The following is a 14,837-nucleotide window of genomic DNA, read 5'->3' as shown; positions in this document are numbered from 1 at the left end:
CGACCCCACTGGGCCGGGACGTCCCCCGGTCCGCCCGCCGCACGTCCGTCACTCGACGTCCTCCCTGATGCGTTCGGCCCCGCGCAGCCGCGCCGGGGCGGCCCGCCGGTTCTCGGCGACCTCTTCCTCCGTGGGAAGTTCGGCACCGCGGGTGAGCAGCTTGAGGCGTGGCTGGTAGCGCTCGGGGACGACGGGCAGCCCGGCCGGCGCGGTGGTGGCGGCTCCGGCCGCGAACACCTGCTTGACCAGCCGGTCCTCCAGCGAGTGGTACGACAGCACGGCGATCCTCCCGCCGACGTCGAGGGTCTTCACGGCGGCCGGGATCGCCCGCTCCAGGACCGACAGTTCGCCGTTGACCTCGATGCGCAGCGCCTGGAAGGTGCGCTTGGCCGGGTTGCCGCCGGTGCGCTTGGCGGCCTGCGGCAGCGCGCCCCGGATCAGCTCGACGAGCCGGGCGCTGTTGGTGAACGGCTCCTTCTCCCGCTCGCGCACGACCGCGGAGACGATGCGCTTGGCCTGCTTCTCCTCGCCGTACGCCCGCAGGATGCGCACCAGTTCGCCCGGCGGGTAGGTGTTGAGGACCTCGGCGGCGCTGATGCCGGTCGTCTGGTCCATGCGCATGTCGAGCGGGGCGTCCTGCGCGTAGGCGAAGCCACGGTCGGCCTCGTCGAGTTGCATGGAGGAGACGCCGAGGTCGAACAGGACGCCCTGCACGCGCGCGATGCCGAGCCGGTCGAGCACCTCGGGAAGCTCGTCGTACACGGCGTGCACGAGGGTGGCGCGGTCCTGGTGGGGCGCGAGGCGCTCGCCGGACAGCCGCAGCGCCTCCTTGTCCCGGTCGAGGGCCACGAGGCGGGCCTCCGGGAACCGGGTCAGCAGGGCCTCACTGTGTCCGCCGAGGCCGAGCGTGCAGTCGACGACCACCGCTCCGGGCCGCTGGAGGGCGGGGGCCAACAGGTCCAGGCACCGCCGGAGCATCACCGGGACGTGCCGGCTCCGTCCCTCCTGCCGCCCGCCGTCGCCCTCATTCGAATGCGCTTCGCGCCCCATTGATCCTGGGCCCTCTCAGATCCACGGGCCCGTACACACGACCGGGTCCCCGCCCGCTCGAAGAAGGGGAGGTCCGCCGGCGCCGGAAGCGTCAGCCGACCGGGAGCGGGAGGAGGCCGAGCCGTACGTACGCGCCGCGCACGCGGGGAGATCTCCGGCGGCCGCGCCGGGGTCTCTCGGGGAATTCAGTCCAGCAGGGAGATCACCGCCTCCCGCTTCGCGTCACTTTAGTCCACCCTGTCTCGCGGTCAATCAACCGGCCTGCGCGTCGTGGGTCCGTACGCGTGCGAAGCGGCGATTACGGGAAAATCACTCCCATGGGCGCCCTCTCGCCACCCGTGTGGATTACCTCACATGAGGCCGGGATGACGTTCTTCATCCCCTCTCACAACGCGACCGGAGAGCATGTGACCAGTAACGTCATGGGTATGACGACTTCCACATCGGTACCCACCGGCTCCGAGGCGGCCCTACCCAGTGGCGGTACGGTCACCGACCGCCTGATCGAGGCGAACCAGCGCTACGCCGCCGAGTTCAGCGACCCCGGTATGGACGCACGCCCCGTCCTCCAGGTCGCCGTGGTGGCCTGCATGGACGCCCGGCTCGACCTGCACGCCGCCCTCGGCCTCGAACTCGGCGACTGCCACACCATCCGCAACGCGGGTGGTGTCGTCACCGACGACGTGATCCGCTCCCTCACGATCAGCCAGCGGGCCCTGGGGACCCGCAGCGTGGTCCTGATCCATCACACCGGCTGCGGTCTGGAGAGCCTCACCGAGGAGTTCCGCCACGACCTGGAGATGGAGGTGGGGCAGCGTCCGGCATGGGCGGTGGAGGCGTTCCGGGACGTCGATCAGGACGTGCGGCAGTCGATGCAGCGCGTGCGGACGTCGCCGTTCCTGGTCCACACCGACGACGTGCGGGGCTTCGTCTTCGACGTCAAGACAGGCCTGCTGAGGGAGATCGACCCGGCCGAACAGTCTTGAGACCTGACATATCGCTGTCAGTTGTCCACAGGCGAGTGACACGAAACGGTAACGGCAGCGAGAATGCGGGAGTGACGTCACGCTGAGCGTTTCCCGCGTGGTGTCCGTGTTTCGGGGTGGGCCGGTCCGCATCGCAGAGCGTCGGCCGGAAAGAACGGGCCGAGGAGGGCCGGGTGACGACCTATGACGAGCGTGCGAGCCTTACGGATCTGACCGCCACTGTGGAGCGAGTCCGCAGCTCGGTGGAGGGAGTGATCGAGGGCAAGCCCGAGGTCGTACGGCTTTCTCTGACAGTGCTCCTCGCCGAGGGGCATCTTCTGATCGAGGATGTCCCCGGCGTGGGCAAGACGATGCTGGCGAAGGCGCTGGCTCGGTCCATCGACTGTTCGGTCCGGCGTATCCAGTTCACGCCCGACCTGCTGCCGTCGGACGTCACGGGCGTGTCCATCTGGGACCAGCAGCGCCGCGACTTCGAGTTCAAGCCGGGCGCGATCTTCGCGCAGATCGTGATCGGCGACGAGATCAACCGCGCCTCCCCCAAGACCCAGTCGGCGCTGCTGGAGTCGATGGAGGAGCGCCAGGTCACCATGGACGGGCAGACCTATGAGCTGCCCAGCCCGTTCATGGTGGTGGCCACCCAGAACCCGGTGGAGATGGAGGGCACCTATCCGCTGCCCGAGGCCCAGCGCGACCGCTTCATGGCCCGGGTCTCCATCGGTTATCCCAGCCCGGAGGCCGAGCTTCGGATGCTCGACGTCCACGGCGGGGTGAGCCCCCTGGACGACCTCCAGCCGGTGGCACACGCGCACGAGATCCTCAAACTGATCGAGGCGGTCCGCGGCGTCCATGTCGCCGAGGCGGTCCAGCGGTACGCGGTCGACCTGGTCTCCGCCACCCGCGCGCACCCCGATCTCAGACTCGGCGCCTCACCCCGCGCGACGCTGCACCTGCTGCGCGCGGCGAAGGCGTCCGCCGCCCTCAGCGGCCGGGACTACGCGCTGCCGGACGACGTGCAGAACCTCGCCGTGGCCGTCCTGGCCCACCGGCTGCTGCCCACCGCCCAGGCCCAGCTGAACCGCCGCACCTCGGAGCAGGTCGTCGAGGAGATCATCCAGCGCACCCCGATACCCGTGGGCTCCCAGCAGCAGCGGGGCTTCGGCCTGGGCAACGGCACACAGGCGTACGGCCGACAGCCGCCGCGGAGGCTCGGATGACCACCGGCGCGGCCGGACGGGCGGCGGACCGCGGGGAGAAGGGCGGCGCTCGCACCGCACTGGCCGGTCTCACCACCCGCGGCCGTTCCTTCCTGGCGGCCGGAGTCGCCGCCGCGATCTGCGCCTACGTCCTCGGCCAGCCCGACCTGCTGCGGGTCGGGCTGCTGCTGGCCGCGCTGCCGCTGGTCTGCGCGGCCGTGGTCTACCGCACCCGCTACCGGGTCGCCGGCAGCCGCCGGCTCTCACCCGCCCGCGTGCCCGCCGGCAGCGAGGCCCGCGTCCATCTGCGGATGGACAACGTCTCCCGGCTGCCCACGGGCCTGCTGATGCTCCAGGACCGGGTGCCCTACGTCCTCGGCCCACGCCCCCGCTTCGTCCTGGACCGGGTCGAGGCGGGCGGCCGTCGCGAGGTGTCCTACCGGGTCCGCTCCGACCTGCGCGGCCGCTACCCGCTGGGCCCGCTCCAGTTGCGGCTGGACGACCCGTTCGGCATGTGCGAGCTGACCCGCTCCTTCTCGACGCACGACACCCTGACGGTCGTCCCGCGGGTGGTGGCCCTGCCGCCGGTCCGGCTGGGCGGCGAGGCGAAGGGGTACGGCGACGGTCGGCAGCGCTCGCTGGCGCTGGCCGGCGAGGACGACGCGATCCCGCGCGGATACCGCTACGGGGACGACCTGCGCCGTGTCCACTGGCGTTCCACCGCCCGCTACGGCGAGCTGATGGTGCGCCGTGAGGAGCAGCCCCAGCGCTCGCGCTGCACGGTGCTGCTGGACACCCGCGGGCTCGCCCACCGGGGCGCGGGCCCCGACTCGGCCTTCGAGTGGGCGGTCTCGGGCGCCGCGTCCGTCCTGGTGCACATGCTGGAGCGGGGCTTCTCGGTCCGACTGCTGACGGACACCGGCACCTCCGTGCCCGGCGAGGGCGCCGAGGGCTTCGCCGGGGCGGGCCAGGGATCGGCCGACGCGGCCGGACTGATGATGGACACCCTCGCGGTGATCGACCACTCCGACGGCACGAGTCTGTCCCCCGCCTACGACGTGCTGCGCGGGGGCAACGAGGGGCTGCTGGTGGCCTTCCTCGGCGCCCTCGACGAGGAGGAGGCCGCGGTGGCCGCCAGGATGCGCCAGCGCAGCGGGGGCGCCGTCGCCTTCCTCCTGGACGGCGACAGCTGGATGCGTGAACCGCATGACCTGTCTCGTCCGATGAACGGGCAGGAGGAGCGGCTGCGGATGCTGCGCGAGGCGGGCTGGACGGCCGTTGCTGTGCCGCGCGGCGCTCCGCTGGAGGAGTTGTGGCGGCAGGCGGACCGGGAGCGTTCGGGTGTCGTGACGGCGAGCGGACCGAGCGGAAGGGGGGCGGGATCATGAGCGGGCGGGCCCGACTGACACTGTGCTCCGCGGCCGCCACGCTGATGGCCGCCTCCGCCCTGCTGCCCCTGGTCGAACAGACATCGTGGATCCTCCTGGCGGCCGTTCTGCTGGCCGTCCAGTGCGCGGTCGGCGCGGCCACCCGGCGGGTGCCGCTGGCCCGGCCGCTCACCGTGCTGGCCCAGGCCCTGGTCACGCTGGTGCTGCTCACCCTGGTCTTCGCCCGCGGGCAGGCACTCGCCGGGCTGATCCCCGGCCCGCAGGCCTTCCAGCACTTCGCCGACCTCCTGCGGTCGGGCACGGACGACGTGGGGCGGTACGCGATACCGGCCCCGCTCTCCGACGGCATCCGGCTGATGATGATCGGCGGTGTGCTGCTGATCGGCCTCGCGGTGGACACCCTCGCCGTGACGTACCGCAACGCGGCACCGGCCGGTCTGCCTCTGCTCGCGCTGTATTCGGTCGCCGCGGGGCTGTCCGACGGGGGCGCCGACTGGCTCTGGTTCCTGGTGGCCGGCGGCGGCTATCTGATGCTGCTGCTCGCCGAGGGCCGGGAGCGGCTCTCGCAGTGGGGCCGCGTCTTCGGCGGCGCGCCGAGCACCCCGGGCGGGCAGTCCGGCCCGGCGGCCCCGGTGCGTACCGGGCGGCGCATCGGCGCCGCCGCCCTGGGCGTGGCGCTGGCGGTGCCGTTGCTGCCGCTGCCCGCGATCGACGGGGGCCTGCTGGACGGCGCGGGCACCGGGGTCGGTCCGGGCACCGCCGGCGGAGGCACCATCTCCGCGGTCAACCCCCTGGTGTCGCTGCGCGACAGCCTGAACGTGGACCAGGACCGCACGGTCCTGACCCTGCGCACCAACACCAGCGATCTCTCGGACCTGTATCTGCGGATCGTCTCCCTCGACGACTTCGACGGCACCACCTGGAAGCCGTCGAAACGCGATGTCGTCGCCGTGCCCGACGATCTGCCCACTCCGCCCGGCCTCGGCGCGGACGTCCGGCGCGCGGAGATCACCACCCGGGTCTCGGCCGCCGACTGGTACGCCCAGGACTGGCTGCCGATGCCGTACCCGCCGAGCGGTGTGCAGGTCAGCGGCAGATGGCGGTACGAGCCGGTCGGCATGACCGTCGTCGGCGACCACCGCCAGACCACACGCGGCAAGACCTACGAGGTGAACAGCCTTCAGGTGCGGCCGACCGCGAGACAACTGGCCTCCGCTCCCCAGGCACGCGGCTCGCTGCGCGGCGAGTACACACGGCTGCCGGACACCCTGCCGGCGGTGGTGTCGCAGACGGCCAGCCAGATCACCGAGGGCTCGTCGAACGACTACGAGCGGGCGGTGAGGCTCCAGGACTGGTTCGCGGTGACGGGCGGCTTCGAGTACGACACCGAGGTCAAGGTCGGCACCGGCAAGGACGCGATCGCCCGCTTCCTGCGGGACAAGCAGGGCTTCTGCGTGCACTTCTCGTTCGCGATGGCGGCGATGGCCCGCACGCTGGGCATTCCGGCGCGGGTGGCGGTGGGCTTCGCGCCCGGTTCCCCGCAGTCGGACGGTTCGGTGGCGGTGAGCCTGAAGGACGCGCACGCGTGGCCGGAACTCTACTTCGAGGGCGTGGGCTGGACCCGTTTCGAGCCGACCCCGACCCGGGGGACGACGCCTCCGTACACGCTGCCGGACACCTCGGGCAGTGCCGCCCCGGACCTGCCGCAGGCCTCGCGTTCGGCGGGCACGGCACCGTCGGCCGAGCCGTCGGCGAGCACGAGCTGTACCGCGGAGGACAAGAAGCTCGAGGGCTGCCTCAGCGCGCTGCCGCCGGACCGGGCGGACCAGGGCGGCGGCGGCCCGCCGTGGTACGAGATCGCCGGCTGGACGGTACTGGGGCTCGCGGCGCCGACCCTGCTGCTGCTGCCGATGCTGTGGCGGCTGAGGCGGCGGTCGGTGCGGCTGGCCTCGGGTCGGCACACCGGTCTCGCCGGGGCCGGCCGGGCGGGCCCCGGGCCGTACGCGGGCGGCGGAGGGCCGTCCACGGTCGACGCCGGTCCGGCGGTGCTGTGGGACGTGCCGTCGGCCGAGGTCACCGAGGCGGTCGTCGCCCATGTCCTGGCAGTCTGGCGCGAGCTGACCGACACGGCCTGGGACTACGGGATCCCGCCCGACGACGCGCTGACGCCCCGCCGGGCGGCGGCGCGTGTCGTGCGGCTCGGCGAGCTGGACGAAGCGGCGGCCGGATCGGTGTACCGGGTGGCGGGCGCTGTGGAGCAGGTGCTGTTCGCCCGGCAGCCGCGGGCCGAGGCAGGGCTGGTCGAGGAGGCGCGCAGGCTGCGGGTGGCGCTGCGGGCGCGGGTCGGCCGGCGCACCCGGCTGCGCGCGGTCGTGGCACCGCGTTCGGCTGTCCGCGCGGCGTGGGACCTCAGTGACCGCTGGACGGTGGTCAGGGCGACCTGGTCGGCTCGGTCGGCGGCCCTGGCCCGTCGGGTACGGCCGGGCGGGCGGGCGGCCGACGCGCGGGCGGGCAGCTGATGCCCGGCCGCCCGCTGACGGCGTAGCCGGAGAGATCCGGCCGGTGACCGGTTCCGGTCCCTGCTCCTGGACAGATCCCGGAGCAGGGACCGGCCGCTGTTCCGTGGAGGGTCCCGGGCGCGTGTCAGCGCGGGGCGGGCATGCATGAGGGGGTGATCACCCGGACCGGGTGATCACCCCCTCACAGAACGTCTCTGTACGACTGCGACGGCTCAGCGGCCGGGCACGGGTCGGCCCGGAACGGGCTCAGTGACCCTGGCCGCCGCCCTGCTCGTCGCGGCGGCGCTGCCAACGCTCCTCGATCCGGTTCATCACCGAGCGCTTCGGCCTGGCCTGATCGCGCGTCTGCGGGGCACCGGCGGGCTGTTCGCCCGGCTTGGGTGCCTTGCGCCAACCGGTGACCGCAAGGACCGCGCACCCCAGCATGACGAGGAAGCCCACCACGCTGAGCCAGACCTGCTTGGCGACCATACCGGCCATGAGGAGCGCGATACCCACGAGGAAGCCCGCGACCGCCTGGTAGACCCGGCGCCGGGTGTACGTACGCAGCCCGCTTCCCTCAAGCGCCGACGCGAATTTGGGATCTTCGGCGTACAGCGCTCGCTCCATCTGCTCGAGCATGCGCTGCTCGTGCTCCGAGAGCGGCACGGAGTCCTCCTCATCGTGCAGTCGCCGGGGCGACCCGGGGGGTCCCTTCAGGATAGGCAGGGAATCGCCCCCGTGAAACCCGCCCCTCTAGGCCAATTGGCCAACCGGAGCCCTTCATGGACGTCTCGGTCCGCTGGGGATTCCATTCCCCGGCGGCCGACCCGTCATGCCGGGCGGTCTCCCTCGATCATACGGCGCACTTCGGCCGAACGGGGGGCCTGTGGCGTACTCCATGTACGCCCGCGTACCTGATCAGCGGCGCCTCTCAGGAGGGGACGGAGGCCCCGTCGGTCCCCCGTGTCTCCCCGAGCACATGGAGCTGTGTCGCCACGGAGTGGAAGGCGGGCAGTTCGGCCGCCGCCTCCTCCAGCTTCAGCAGTGCCTCCAGGGCGCCGGGCTCGGTGTCCACGAGCACACCGGGGACGAGGTCGGCGAAGACCCGCACCCCGTGCACGGCGCCCACGGCGAGACCGGCGCCCTCGACCAGGTCGGTGAGCTGGTCGGCGGTGAAGCGGTGCGGCACGGGGTCGCCTTCGCCCCAGCGGCCGTCCGGGTCGGTGAGGGCCTGCCGGGCCTCCGTGAAGTGACCGGCGAGGGCCCGGGCGAGCACGGCTCCGCCGAGACCGGCGGCGAGCAGGCTGAGGACGCCCTCGGGGCGCAGCGCGGCCACCACGTTGCGGACGCCCTCGGCGGGGTCGTCGACGTACTCCAGGACGCCGTGGCACAGGACGGCGTCGTAGCCGCCGCGCCGGACCACGTCGAAGAGGCCGTGGGCGTCGCCCTGGACGCCCTGCACACGGTCGGCGACTCCGGCCTCGGCGGCGCGGCGCTCCAGCGCGAACAGCGCGTTGGGGCTGGGGTCGACGACGGTGACCCGGTGTCCGAGGCGGGCGACGGGCACCGCGAAGTTGCCGCTGCCGCCTCCGGTGTCGAGGACGTCCAGCGACGCACGACCCGTGGCCTTGACCCGGCGGTCGAGGGCGTCCTGGAGGACCTCCCAGACCACGGCGGTACGGAGGGAGGCGCGGGGACGGGAGGGACCGGAGCGCGGCGACGCCGGGTGGCGGTGGGAGACGGGCGGGCGCATCGGGTCCGGCACGGCAGTTGACTCCTCGGCGCGGCACCGCCTCTTGCGCGGCGGAGCGAACGGGCGCCCTCCCGGCCCGGACAGCGGCAACGGCAACGGGAAGGCTTCAGGCGCTCTCCACCCTATTGCCTCGGCCATCGCACCCGGTCACTGCGGTACGCACGGGTCGCAGGCCTACGGGGACCGCCCGCCGCCCCCGGACGGGCACCCGGGTGCCCCCGCGTGTCCCCCCGTGGACCCGTCGGCGGCGGCGCTCATCCCGCGTCCGGCATGCCTGCTCCCGCGGTCGGACCGTCCGGCTCGTCGCCCTCCTGCCGAGGCTGGGGCAGGACCGGCTGGAGGACCAGCATGCGTTCGACGAGACGGAGGAACATCGCCACGTCGCGTATCAGGTCGTCGGCGTCGCGGCGGCTGGCCGCGCCCTGGATGCCGGCCTCGGCGCGGGCGCGGCGCCGGGCTCCGGAGGCGAACAGCGCGCACCACTCGGTCAGTTCGGGCGCGATCTCGGGGAGCACTTCCCACGCGCTCCGGATCCGGGCCCGGCGTCGGGGTGTGGTCTCCGGGCGCCCCCGCGCGGCGAGCACGGCGGCGGCGGTGCGCAGTGCGGCCAGGTGCGCCGTGGCGTACCGCTCGTTGGAGGTGTCGAGGGCGGTGGCCTCGTCCAGTCCGGCGTGGGCCTGGGCGAGCAGGTCGAGGGCGGCGGGCGGGGCCGTGGTCCGGCGCAGCACGGGGTGCACGTCGCTCGCCGGGCCGGTCAGTGAGGGGGCAGGGCCGGTGGCGCGTCGCCGACGTGCGGCTGCTGCGTGGGAGCTGGCCATGACGAACCTCCTGTCGTCTGTGTGACGGCACACTCCTGTCGGGTGGTGCCGTATGTGCCCATCGTGAGCTATGCCACTGACAATCCGTTCTGACCTGGTCTTTTGCTTCGCTCGAAGGTTCGGGTCAACTCGTTGCGCCCGTTCCTGCCGATGGGCCGACGCCGTCGGGGCGCTGCGCCGGCTCAGCACGGGCGGCGGCCCGGAGCCGGTGCGGCACCCCCGCCTTGCGCTGATCGCCTTGACCGCGGAGGCCTTGCGCTGACCGCTCTCCGCGCGCCGCCGCCATGTGTGGGCGCTGGTCCGGTTGCGCCCGGAGCTGCCCCTGTGACCGTGCCACCGCGGCCTCCGGCCGGCCGGGTTCCTGTGACAATCGGGAGCATGGACAGCACCACCACGCCGGTCGGCCGCACCCGCCGCGAGGCCACCCGGCAGAAGCTCTACGAGGCAGCCGTCACGCTCATCGCCGAGCAGGGCTTCTCCGCCACCACCGTGGACGAGATCGCCGAGCGGGCGGGCGTCGCGAAAGGCACCGTCTACTACAACTTCGCGAGCAAGTCGGTCCTCTTCGAGGAGTTGTTGCGGCACGGGGTGGGACTGCTCACCGCCTCCCTGCGGGAGGCCGCCGAGGGCACGGCGCGGGAGGGCGGCAGCCGGGTCGACGCGCTGGACGCGATGATCCGGGCGGGCCTGGTCTTCATCGACCGCTATCCGGCGTTCACCCAGCTCTACGTGGCCGAGCTGTGGCGCACCAACCGGGCCTGGCAGTCCACGCTCATGGTGGTGCGGCGGCAGGCGGTGGCCGTCGTCGAGGGCGTGCTGCGCGAGGGCATCGACAACGGCGAGTTCAGCGACGAGATCGACGTGCAGCTGACCGCTGCCGCGCTGGTCGGCATGGTCCTGGTGGCCGCCCTGGACTGGCAGGCCTTCCAGCCGGAACGGTCCCTGGACGACGTTCACGCGGCCCTGTCCCGGCTGCTCCAGGGACGGGTGAGCGGTCGTCGTTAGCGGCGGAGGCGGACGCGGGCGTACCGCAGGACGCACGGAAGCGCCGGTCCGCTGTGGCCACGTCCCCCGTGTGCCGCCGCGAACCGGCGCTTCCTCGTGCTCCCCCGCTTCCCCCGTTTCCCCCGTTTCCTCCCCCGTTCCCCCGTCTCTCCCCGTCCGGTCGGTCCTGCCTCCGTCCGGTCGGTCCCCCGTGTTTCCCCCGTCCGGTCGTTCCCCCGGGACCCCGTGCCTCGCTTCCGCCGACCGGGCCGACGGAAGGAGCGGTCCAGGACCGGCACCGTCCGCCGCCCCGTGTCGGCGGTGCGGTGCCGGGCCCCGTTCCGTGGGCTCCACTCTTCCGTCCACGCGGGCCGGTCCCCATCCGCGCGCGTACTCATCTCGGCGGCTAGGTACGGCTACTCAGACCCGGATGCCGGCCTCCAGGGCGCCGCACCTCCGCCTGGTGACGATCACCCCCGTCTCCCTACTCCCTGCGGTGCTCACGAGAGGCTGGGCCGACCACGTCGACGTCCACGCGGTGGTGGTGTCCCAGGCCTGTTCAGCGCGGTGGAGGGCGGCTGACAAAGCGGTGGAGGGCGGCCGATAAAGTCGCGGGCATGGCACGGATTACGGTGATCGGCGCCGGGATGGGCGCCATGGCGGCTGCCGCCCGGCTGGCCGTCGCGGGCCACCGGGTGACGGTGTACGAGCGTACGGAGACGTACGGCGGTGCGGTGCGCCGCTTCGAGAGGGACGGGTTCTCCTTCGACACGGGACCCGGTCTGCTGACCCTGCCCGCGGTCTGGCGCGATCTGTTCGTCAAGACCGGCAAGGAGCCGCTGGAGGCCTGCGTCGAGCTGGTCCAGGTCGACCCGTCGGCACGGCACGTGTTCGCCGACGGCACCCAGGCCTCTCTGCCGAACGCCTCGCGCGCGGGTGTCGTCTCCGCCCTGGACGAGGCGCTCGGTCCGGGGACCGGCGGGCGCTGGGGTGACTTCCTGGTCCGGGCCCGCGAGGCCTGGGACCGCACGCGCCGCCCGCTCCTGGAGGAGCCGCTGTGGCCGAACTGGTCGGTGCTGGCCGATCGCGAGCCCTATCCGTCGGTGCCGCACAAACGGCTGCTGCGCACCCGCCGGGCCGGCACGCTCGCCGAGGTCGGCGCCTGGGAGCTGCGCGACCCCCGCCTCGTCGCCCTCCTGGAGAGCCACGCGCTCGCGTACGGCCTCGATCCGCGGGTCACCCCGGCGAGCGCGGCCGTGCTGCCGTACATGGAACACGCCTTCGGCATGTGGACCGTGCGCGGTGGCGTCCGCGAACTGGCCCGTGCGGTGTACGAGCGATGCCTGGCCCGCCGGGTGGAGTTCGTCTTCGGTGCCGAGGTCACCCGGATCGTGGAGAAGGACGGCCGGGCCGTGGGCGTGGAGCTGGCCGGGGGCACCTCCCTGGCTCTCGGCTCCGGAAGCGGCGGGGTGGCGGAGGCGGACTTCGTGATCGCGCCGGGGACGGGCGGCGCAGCGGGTCTGCCGCCTCGCGGTCCGGGCGAGGTGGTGCCCCAGCGGGGCCTGCCGAGCCGGCTGACCGTGCTGCTGGCCCTGCGGGGCGGGCGCCCGGCGGGGACCGCGCACCGGACGGTGGTGCACACGCAGGACCGCGAGGGCGAGTTGGAGGCCCTGTTCGGTACGGCCCCCGCGTCGGCCGCCGGTCCGCCGGTCACGGCACCGACGGTCACGGTGCTGCGGCCCGAGGACCCCGCTCTGGTGCCGGACTCCGCCCATGAGGCGGTCACCCTGAGTGTCGTGGTCCCGGCCGGAGCCGAGCCGCGGACCGATCTGGTGGAGGCGGTGCTCTCCGCCTCCGAGCGTGCCCTTCCAGGCCTGCGGGACCGTGTCCTGTGGCACGAGGTGCGCACCCCGGCGGACATCGCGGAGGAGACCGGGGCGGAGGGCGGGTCCGTCCCCGCGCCCGCGCTGGCGGCGGCCGGGGGCCGACTGCTGCACCCGGCCAACTCCACCGCCCTGCCGGGCCTGTTCACCGTGGGCGGCTGGACGCACCCGGGCGGCGGGCTCGCCCACGCGGGCATGTCGGGCGCGCTGGTGTCAGGACTCGTCGTGGAGGGACCGGAGTTCCGGGGCTCCCAGTGAACGTCGCCCGTACTCGCATCACTCGACACCGGCTGACATGAGCGTCCGTCAGAAGCGGTACTGCTCGTCGTACCCGTGCCCCTGCTGCTGCCCGTCGCCCTGGTAGGGGTACGGCTGCTCTGCCGGGAGTTCACCGGCGTGCGGGTCGTCGGTGGTGCGCTGCTGCGGGACCCAGACGCCGTCGGCCGGGGTTCCGTCGTAACCGCCGGTGCCGTAGTGCTCCTGGCCGTAGCCCTGCTGGGCGTACTGCTGCTGGTCGTACCCGGCGTCGTAGGAGCCGCCGCCGTAGGTCTGGGTACCGATGTAGGGGTCGGAGTAGGCCGCGTACTGCTGCTCGCCGGTGGCGTCGTAGCCGTACTGCTGCTGGCCGTAACCGGAGTAGCCGTCGTAGCCGTACCCCTGGTCGGCGCCCTGGGCGGCGGTCGCGTAATGGTCCTGGGGCTGGGTGGCGGAGGCGGGTGCGGTGTCGCTGTAGACGCCGTAGGAGCCGGTGTCGTCCGGCAGGGGCTGCGGCTCGTACACGGAGGTGGTCTCGGCCGGCGTGGGTCCAAAGGTGCGGGCGACGGGTGTGAACACGTCGTCGCGGTCGTGGTCCTCGTCGCCGTAGCTCTTGTCCTGGCCGTACGCCACGCCGTCGCCCGTGAACGGCGTGCCCTCGTCGTCCTGGCCGTACGCGTCGGGGCCGCCCTCTCCAGCCTCCAGACCGGAGACCTCCAGGGTCGGGTTCTGGCGCGCTCCCTTGCCGCGGCGGCGCTTGGTGCCGTCGTCGCCGGGGCGGCTGACGGCCCAGCCCTCGGCGAAGCCGCGGCGGAACGACAGCGTGACGTACGTCTGGCCGACCGCGAAGGCGGCAGCGCCCACACCGATGACGACGACGGACGGGATCAGCACACCGACCACGACACCGAGGAAGCCGCCGAAGGCGAGCAGCCGGTAGCGCAGCCGGGCCTTGTACTGAAGCAGCACCTCACCGAGCAGCCACAGCGCGACGATGCCGAACGCGATGTAGAGGACCGTCCAGCCCATGTACGCCCCTCTCCCAGCGGCCGCTCCGCTGTGTGTCGTAAGGCGGAGCGACCGGTCTAGGCCTGCGGTGGGTGGTGCAGACCCAGGTTCTCGTAGATTTCCAGCGTCGCCGTGGAGTTGTTGAGCGTGATGAAGTGCAGTCCGGGCACTCCCTCGGCGAGCAGCCGAGCGCAGAACTCCGTGGCGAAGTCGATGCCAATGGAGCGTACAGCGGCCGGATCGTCTTTGGCCGAGAGGATCCGTTCTTTCAGCGCCGCCGGGAAGTGGGCGTTGCTGAGCTGGGGCAGCCTCTCCAGCATCTTCACGCTCGTCACCGGCAGGACCTCGGGGATCACCGGGGTCGCGCAGCCGGCCACCGACACCCGGTCGCGCAGGCGCAGGTAGGAGTCGGGCTCGAAGAACATCTGCGTGATGGCGTAGTCGGCGCCGGCCCGGCACTTGTCGACGAAGCGTGCCACGTCCGTGTCCCAGTCGCTGGAGCGCGGGTGCATCTCGGGGAAGGCGGCGACGCCGACGCAGAAGTCGCCCGACTCCTTGATCAACTGGACGAGTTCGGCGGCGTAGGTGAGGCCCTGCGGGTGCGGCACCCAGTCGCCCATGGGGTCGCCGGGCGGGTCACCGCGCACGGCGAGCATGTTCCGGATCCCCGCGTCGGCGTACTGGCCGATGATGTTGCGCAGCTCGGCGACGGAGTGGTCCACGGCTGTGAGGTGCGCGACCGGGGTGAGGGTGGTGTCGACGACGATCTGCTGCGTCTCCTTGACCGTGGTCGCCCGCGTGGTGCCGCCGGCGCCGTAGGTGACGGAGACGAAGTCGGGGGCCACCGCCTCCACCCGCCGGAGCGCGTTCCACAGGCTCCGCTCGCCCTGGGAGGTCTTCGGCGCGTAGAACTCGAACGAGTACGTCGTCTTGCCGGTGGCCAGGATGTCACGCACGGTGCGGGCGCGGTCGGTCCTGGTGGATGCGGTTCCGAGGGCCATACCCGCAGGTTAGCCAG

At 73.0% G+C, this 14,837-nt stretch carries 12 protein-coding genes; 6 read left to right on the top strand and 6 right to left on the bottom strand.

The window, feature by feature from the left end:
* Positions 1-48 precede the first annotated feature (48 nt).
* Entirely contained in the window at positions 49-1,050 is a 1,002-nt protein-coding gene (gene rsmH, locus ACZ5Y0_RS25850) for a 16S rRNA (cytosine(1402)-N(4))-methyltransferase RsmH (RefSeq protein WP_469131066.1), read from the bottom strand.
* A gap of 428 nt (positions 1,051-1,478) precedes the next feature.
* On the opposite strand from rsmH, the gene ACZ5Y0_RS25845 reads away from it, so the two are divergent.
* The 4 genes from ACZ5Y0_RS25845 to ACZ5Y0_RS25830 all read left to right on the top strand — a co-directional run bounded on the left by ACZ5Y0_RS25845 (position 1,479) and on the right by ACZ5Y0_RS25830 (position 7,136).
* Positions 1,479-2,036, top strand: a complete 558-nt coding sequence (locus tag ACZ5Y0_RS25845; RefSeq protein WP_469131065.1) for a beta-class carbonic anhydrase — start codon at positions 1,479-1,481, stop codon at positions 2,034-2,036.
* 173 nt (positions 2,037-2,209) lie between these two features.
* A complete protein-coding gene (locus tag ACZ5Y0_RS25840; RefSeq protein ID WP_469131064.1) occupies positions 2,210-3,250 on the top strand; it encodes an AAA family ATPase in 1,041 nt (346 codons plus the stop codon).
* On the top strand, positions 3,247-4,617 hold the full coding sequence (locus tag ACZ5Y0_RS25835) for a DUF58 domain-containing protein (protein ID WP_469131063.1): 1,371 nt from the start codon (positions 3,247-3,249) through the stop codon (positions 4,615-4,617). Before ACZ5Y0_RS25840 ends, ACZ5Y0_RS25835 begins: the two co-directional genes overlap by 4 nt.
* Positions 4,614-7,136, top strand: coding sequence for a transglutaminase TgpA family protein (locus tag ACZ5Y0_RS25830; protein WP_469131062.1), 2,523 nt, complete (start codon positions 4,614-4,616; stop codon positions 7,134-7,136). The genes ACZ5Y0_RS25835 and ACZ5Y0_RS25830 overlap by 4 nt, the downstream gene beginning before the upstream one ends.
* Before the next feature lie 246 nt (positions 7,137-7,382).
* Here ACZ5Y0_RS25830 and ACZ5Y0_RS25825 read toward each other — a convergent pair whose 3' ends face one another.
* From ACZ5Y0_RS25825 to ACZ5Y0_RS25815, 3 genes are all read right to left on the bottom strand, one after another.
* The gene (locus ACZ5Y0_RS25825; protein WP_469131061.1) at positions 7,383-7,784 is read right to left on the bottom strand and encodes a DUF3040 domain-containing protein; all 402 of its coding nucleotides are present in this window, start codon (positions 7,782-7,784) and stop codon (positions 7,383-7,385) included.
* Between the two features lie 265 nt (positions 7,785-8,049).
* Positions 8,050-8,883, bottom strand: a complete 834-nt coding sequence (locus ACZ5Y0_RS25820; protein ID WP_469131060.1) for a class I SAM-dependent methyltransferase — start codon at positions 8,881-8,883, stop codon at positions 8,050-8,052.
* 242 nt (positions 8,884-9,125) lie between these two features.
* Positions 9,126-9,689, bottom strand: coding sequence for an SAV_6107 family HEPN domain-containing protein (locus tag ACZ5Y0_RS25815; RefSeq protein ID WP_469131059.1), 564 nt, complete (start codon positions 9,687-9,689; stop codon positions 9,126-9,128).
* A gap of 378 nt (positions 9,690-10,067) precedes the next feature.
* Between ACZ5Y0_RS25815 and ACZ5Y0_RS25810 the strand changes: the two genes are divergently transcribed.
* Positions 10,068-10,694 (top strand): TetR/AcrR family transcriptional regulator, encoded by a 627-nt coding sequence (locus ACZ5Y0_RS25810; RefSeq protein WP_469131058.1) that lies wholly within the window; start codon positions 10,068-10,070, stop codon positions 10,692-10,694.
* A 596-nt stretch (positions 10,695-11,290) separates the two neighbouring features.
* A complete protein-coding gene (locus ACZ5Y0_RS25805; protein WP_469131057.1) occupies positions 11,291-12,814 on the top strand; it encodes a phytoene desaturase family protein in 1,524 nt (507 codons plus the stop codon).
* A gap of 48 nt (positions 12,815-12,862) precedes the next feature.
* Here ACZ5Y0_RS25805 and ACZ5Y0_RS25800 read toward each other — a convergent pair whose 3' ends face one another.
* Positions 12,863-13,840, bottom strand: a complete 978-nt coding sequence (locus ACZ5Y0_RS25800; RefSeq protein WP_469131056.1) for an SCO2102 family sporulation regulator — start codon at positions 13,838-13,840, stop codon at positions 12,863-12,865.
* 56 nt (positions 13,841-13,896) lie between these two features.
* Positions 13,897-14,820 carry a methylenetetrahydrofolate reductase [NAD(P)H] gene (gene metF / locus ACZ5Y0_RS25795; RefSeq protein ID WP_469131055.1) on the bottom strand — a complete coding sequence of 308 codons (924 nt, stop codon included), beginning with the start codon at positions 14,818-14,820 and terminating at the stop codon, positions 13,897-13,899.
* Positions 14,821-14,837 lie beyond the last annotated feature (17 nt).

It is taken from the genome of Streptomyces sp. NPDC033216, assembly GCF_055577115.1.
This window is presented reverse-complemented; position numbering and strand designations above follow the sequence as displayed.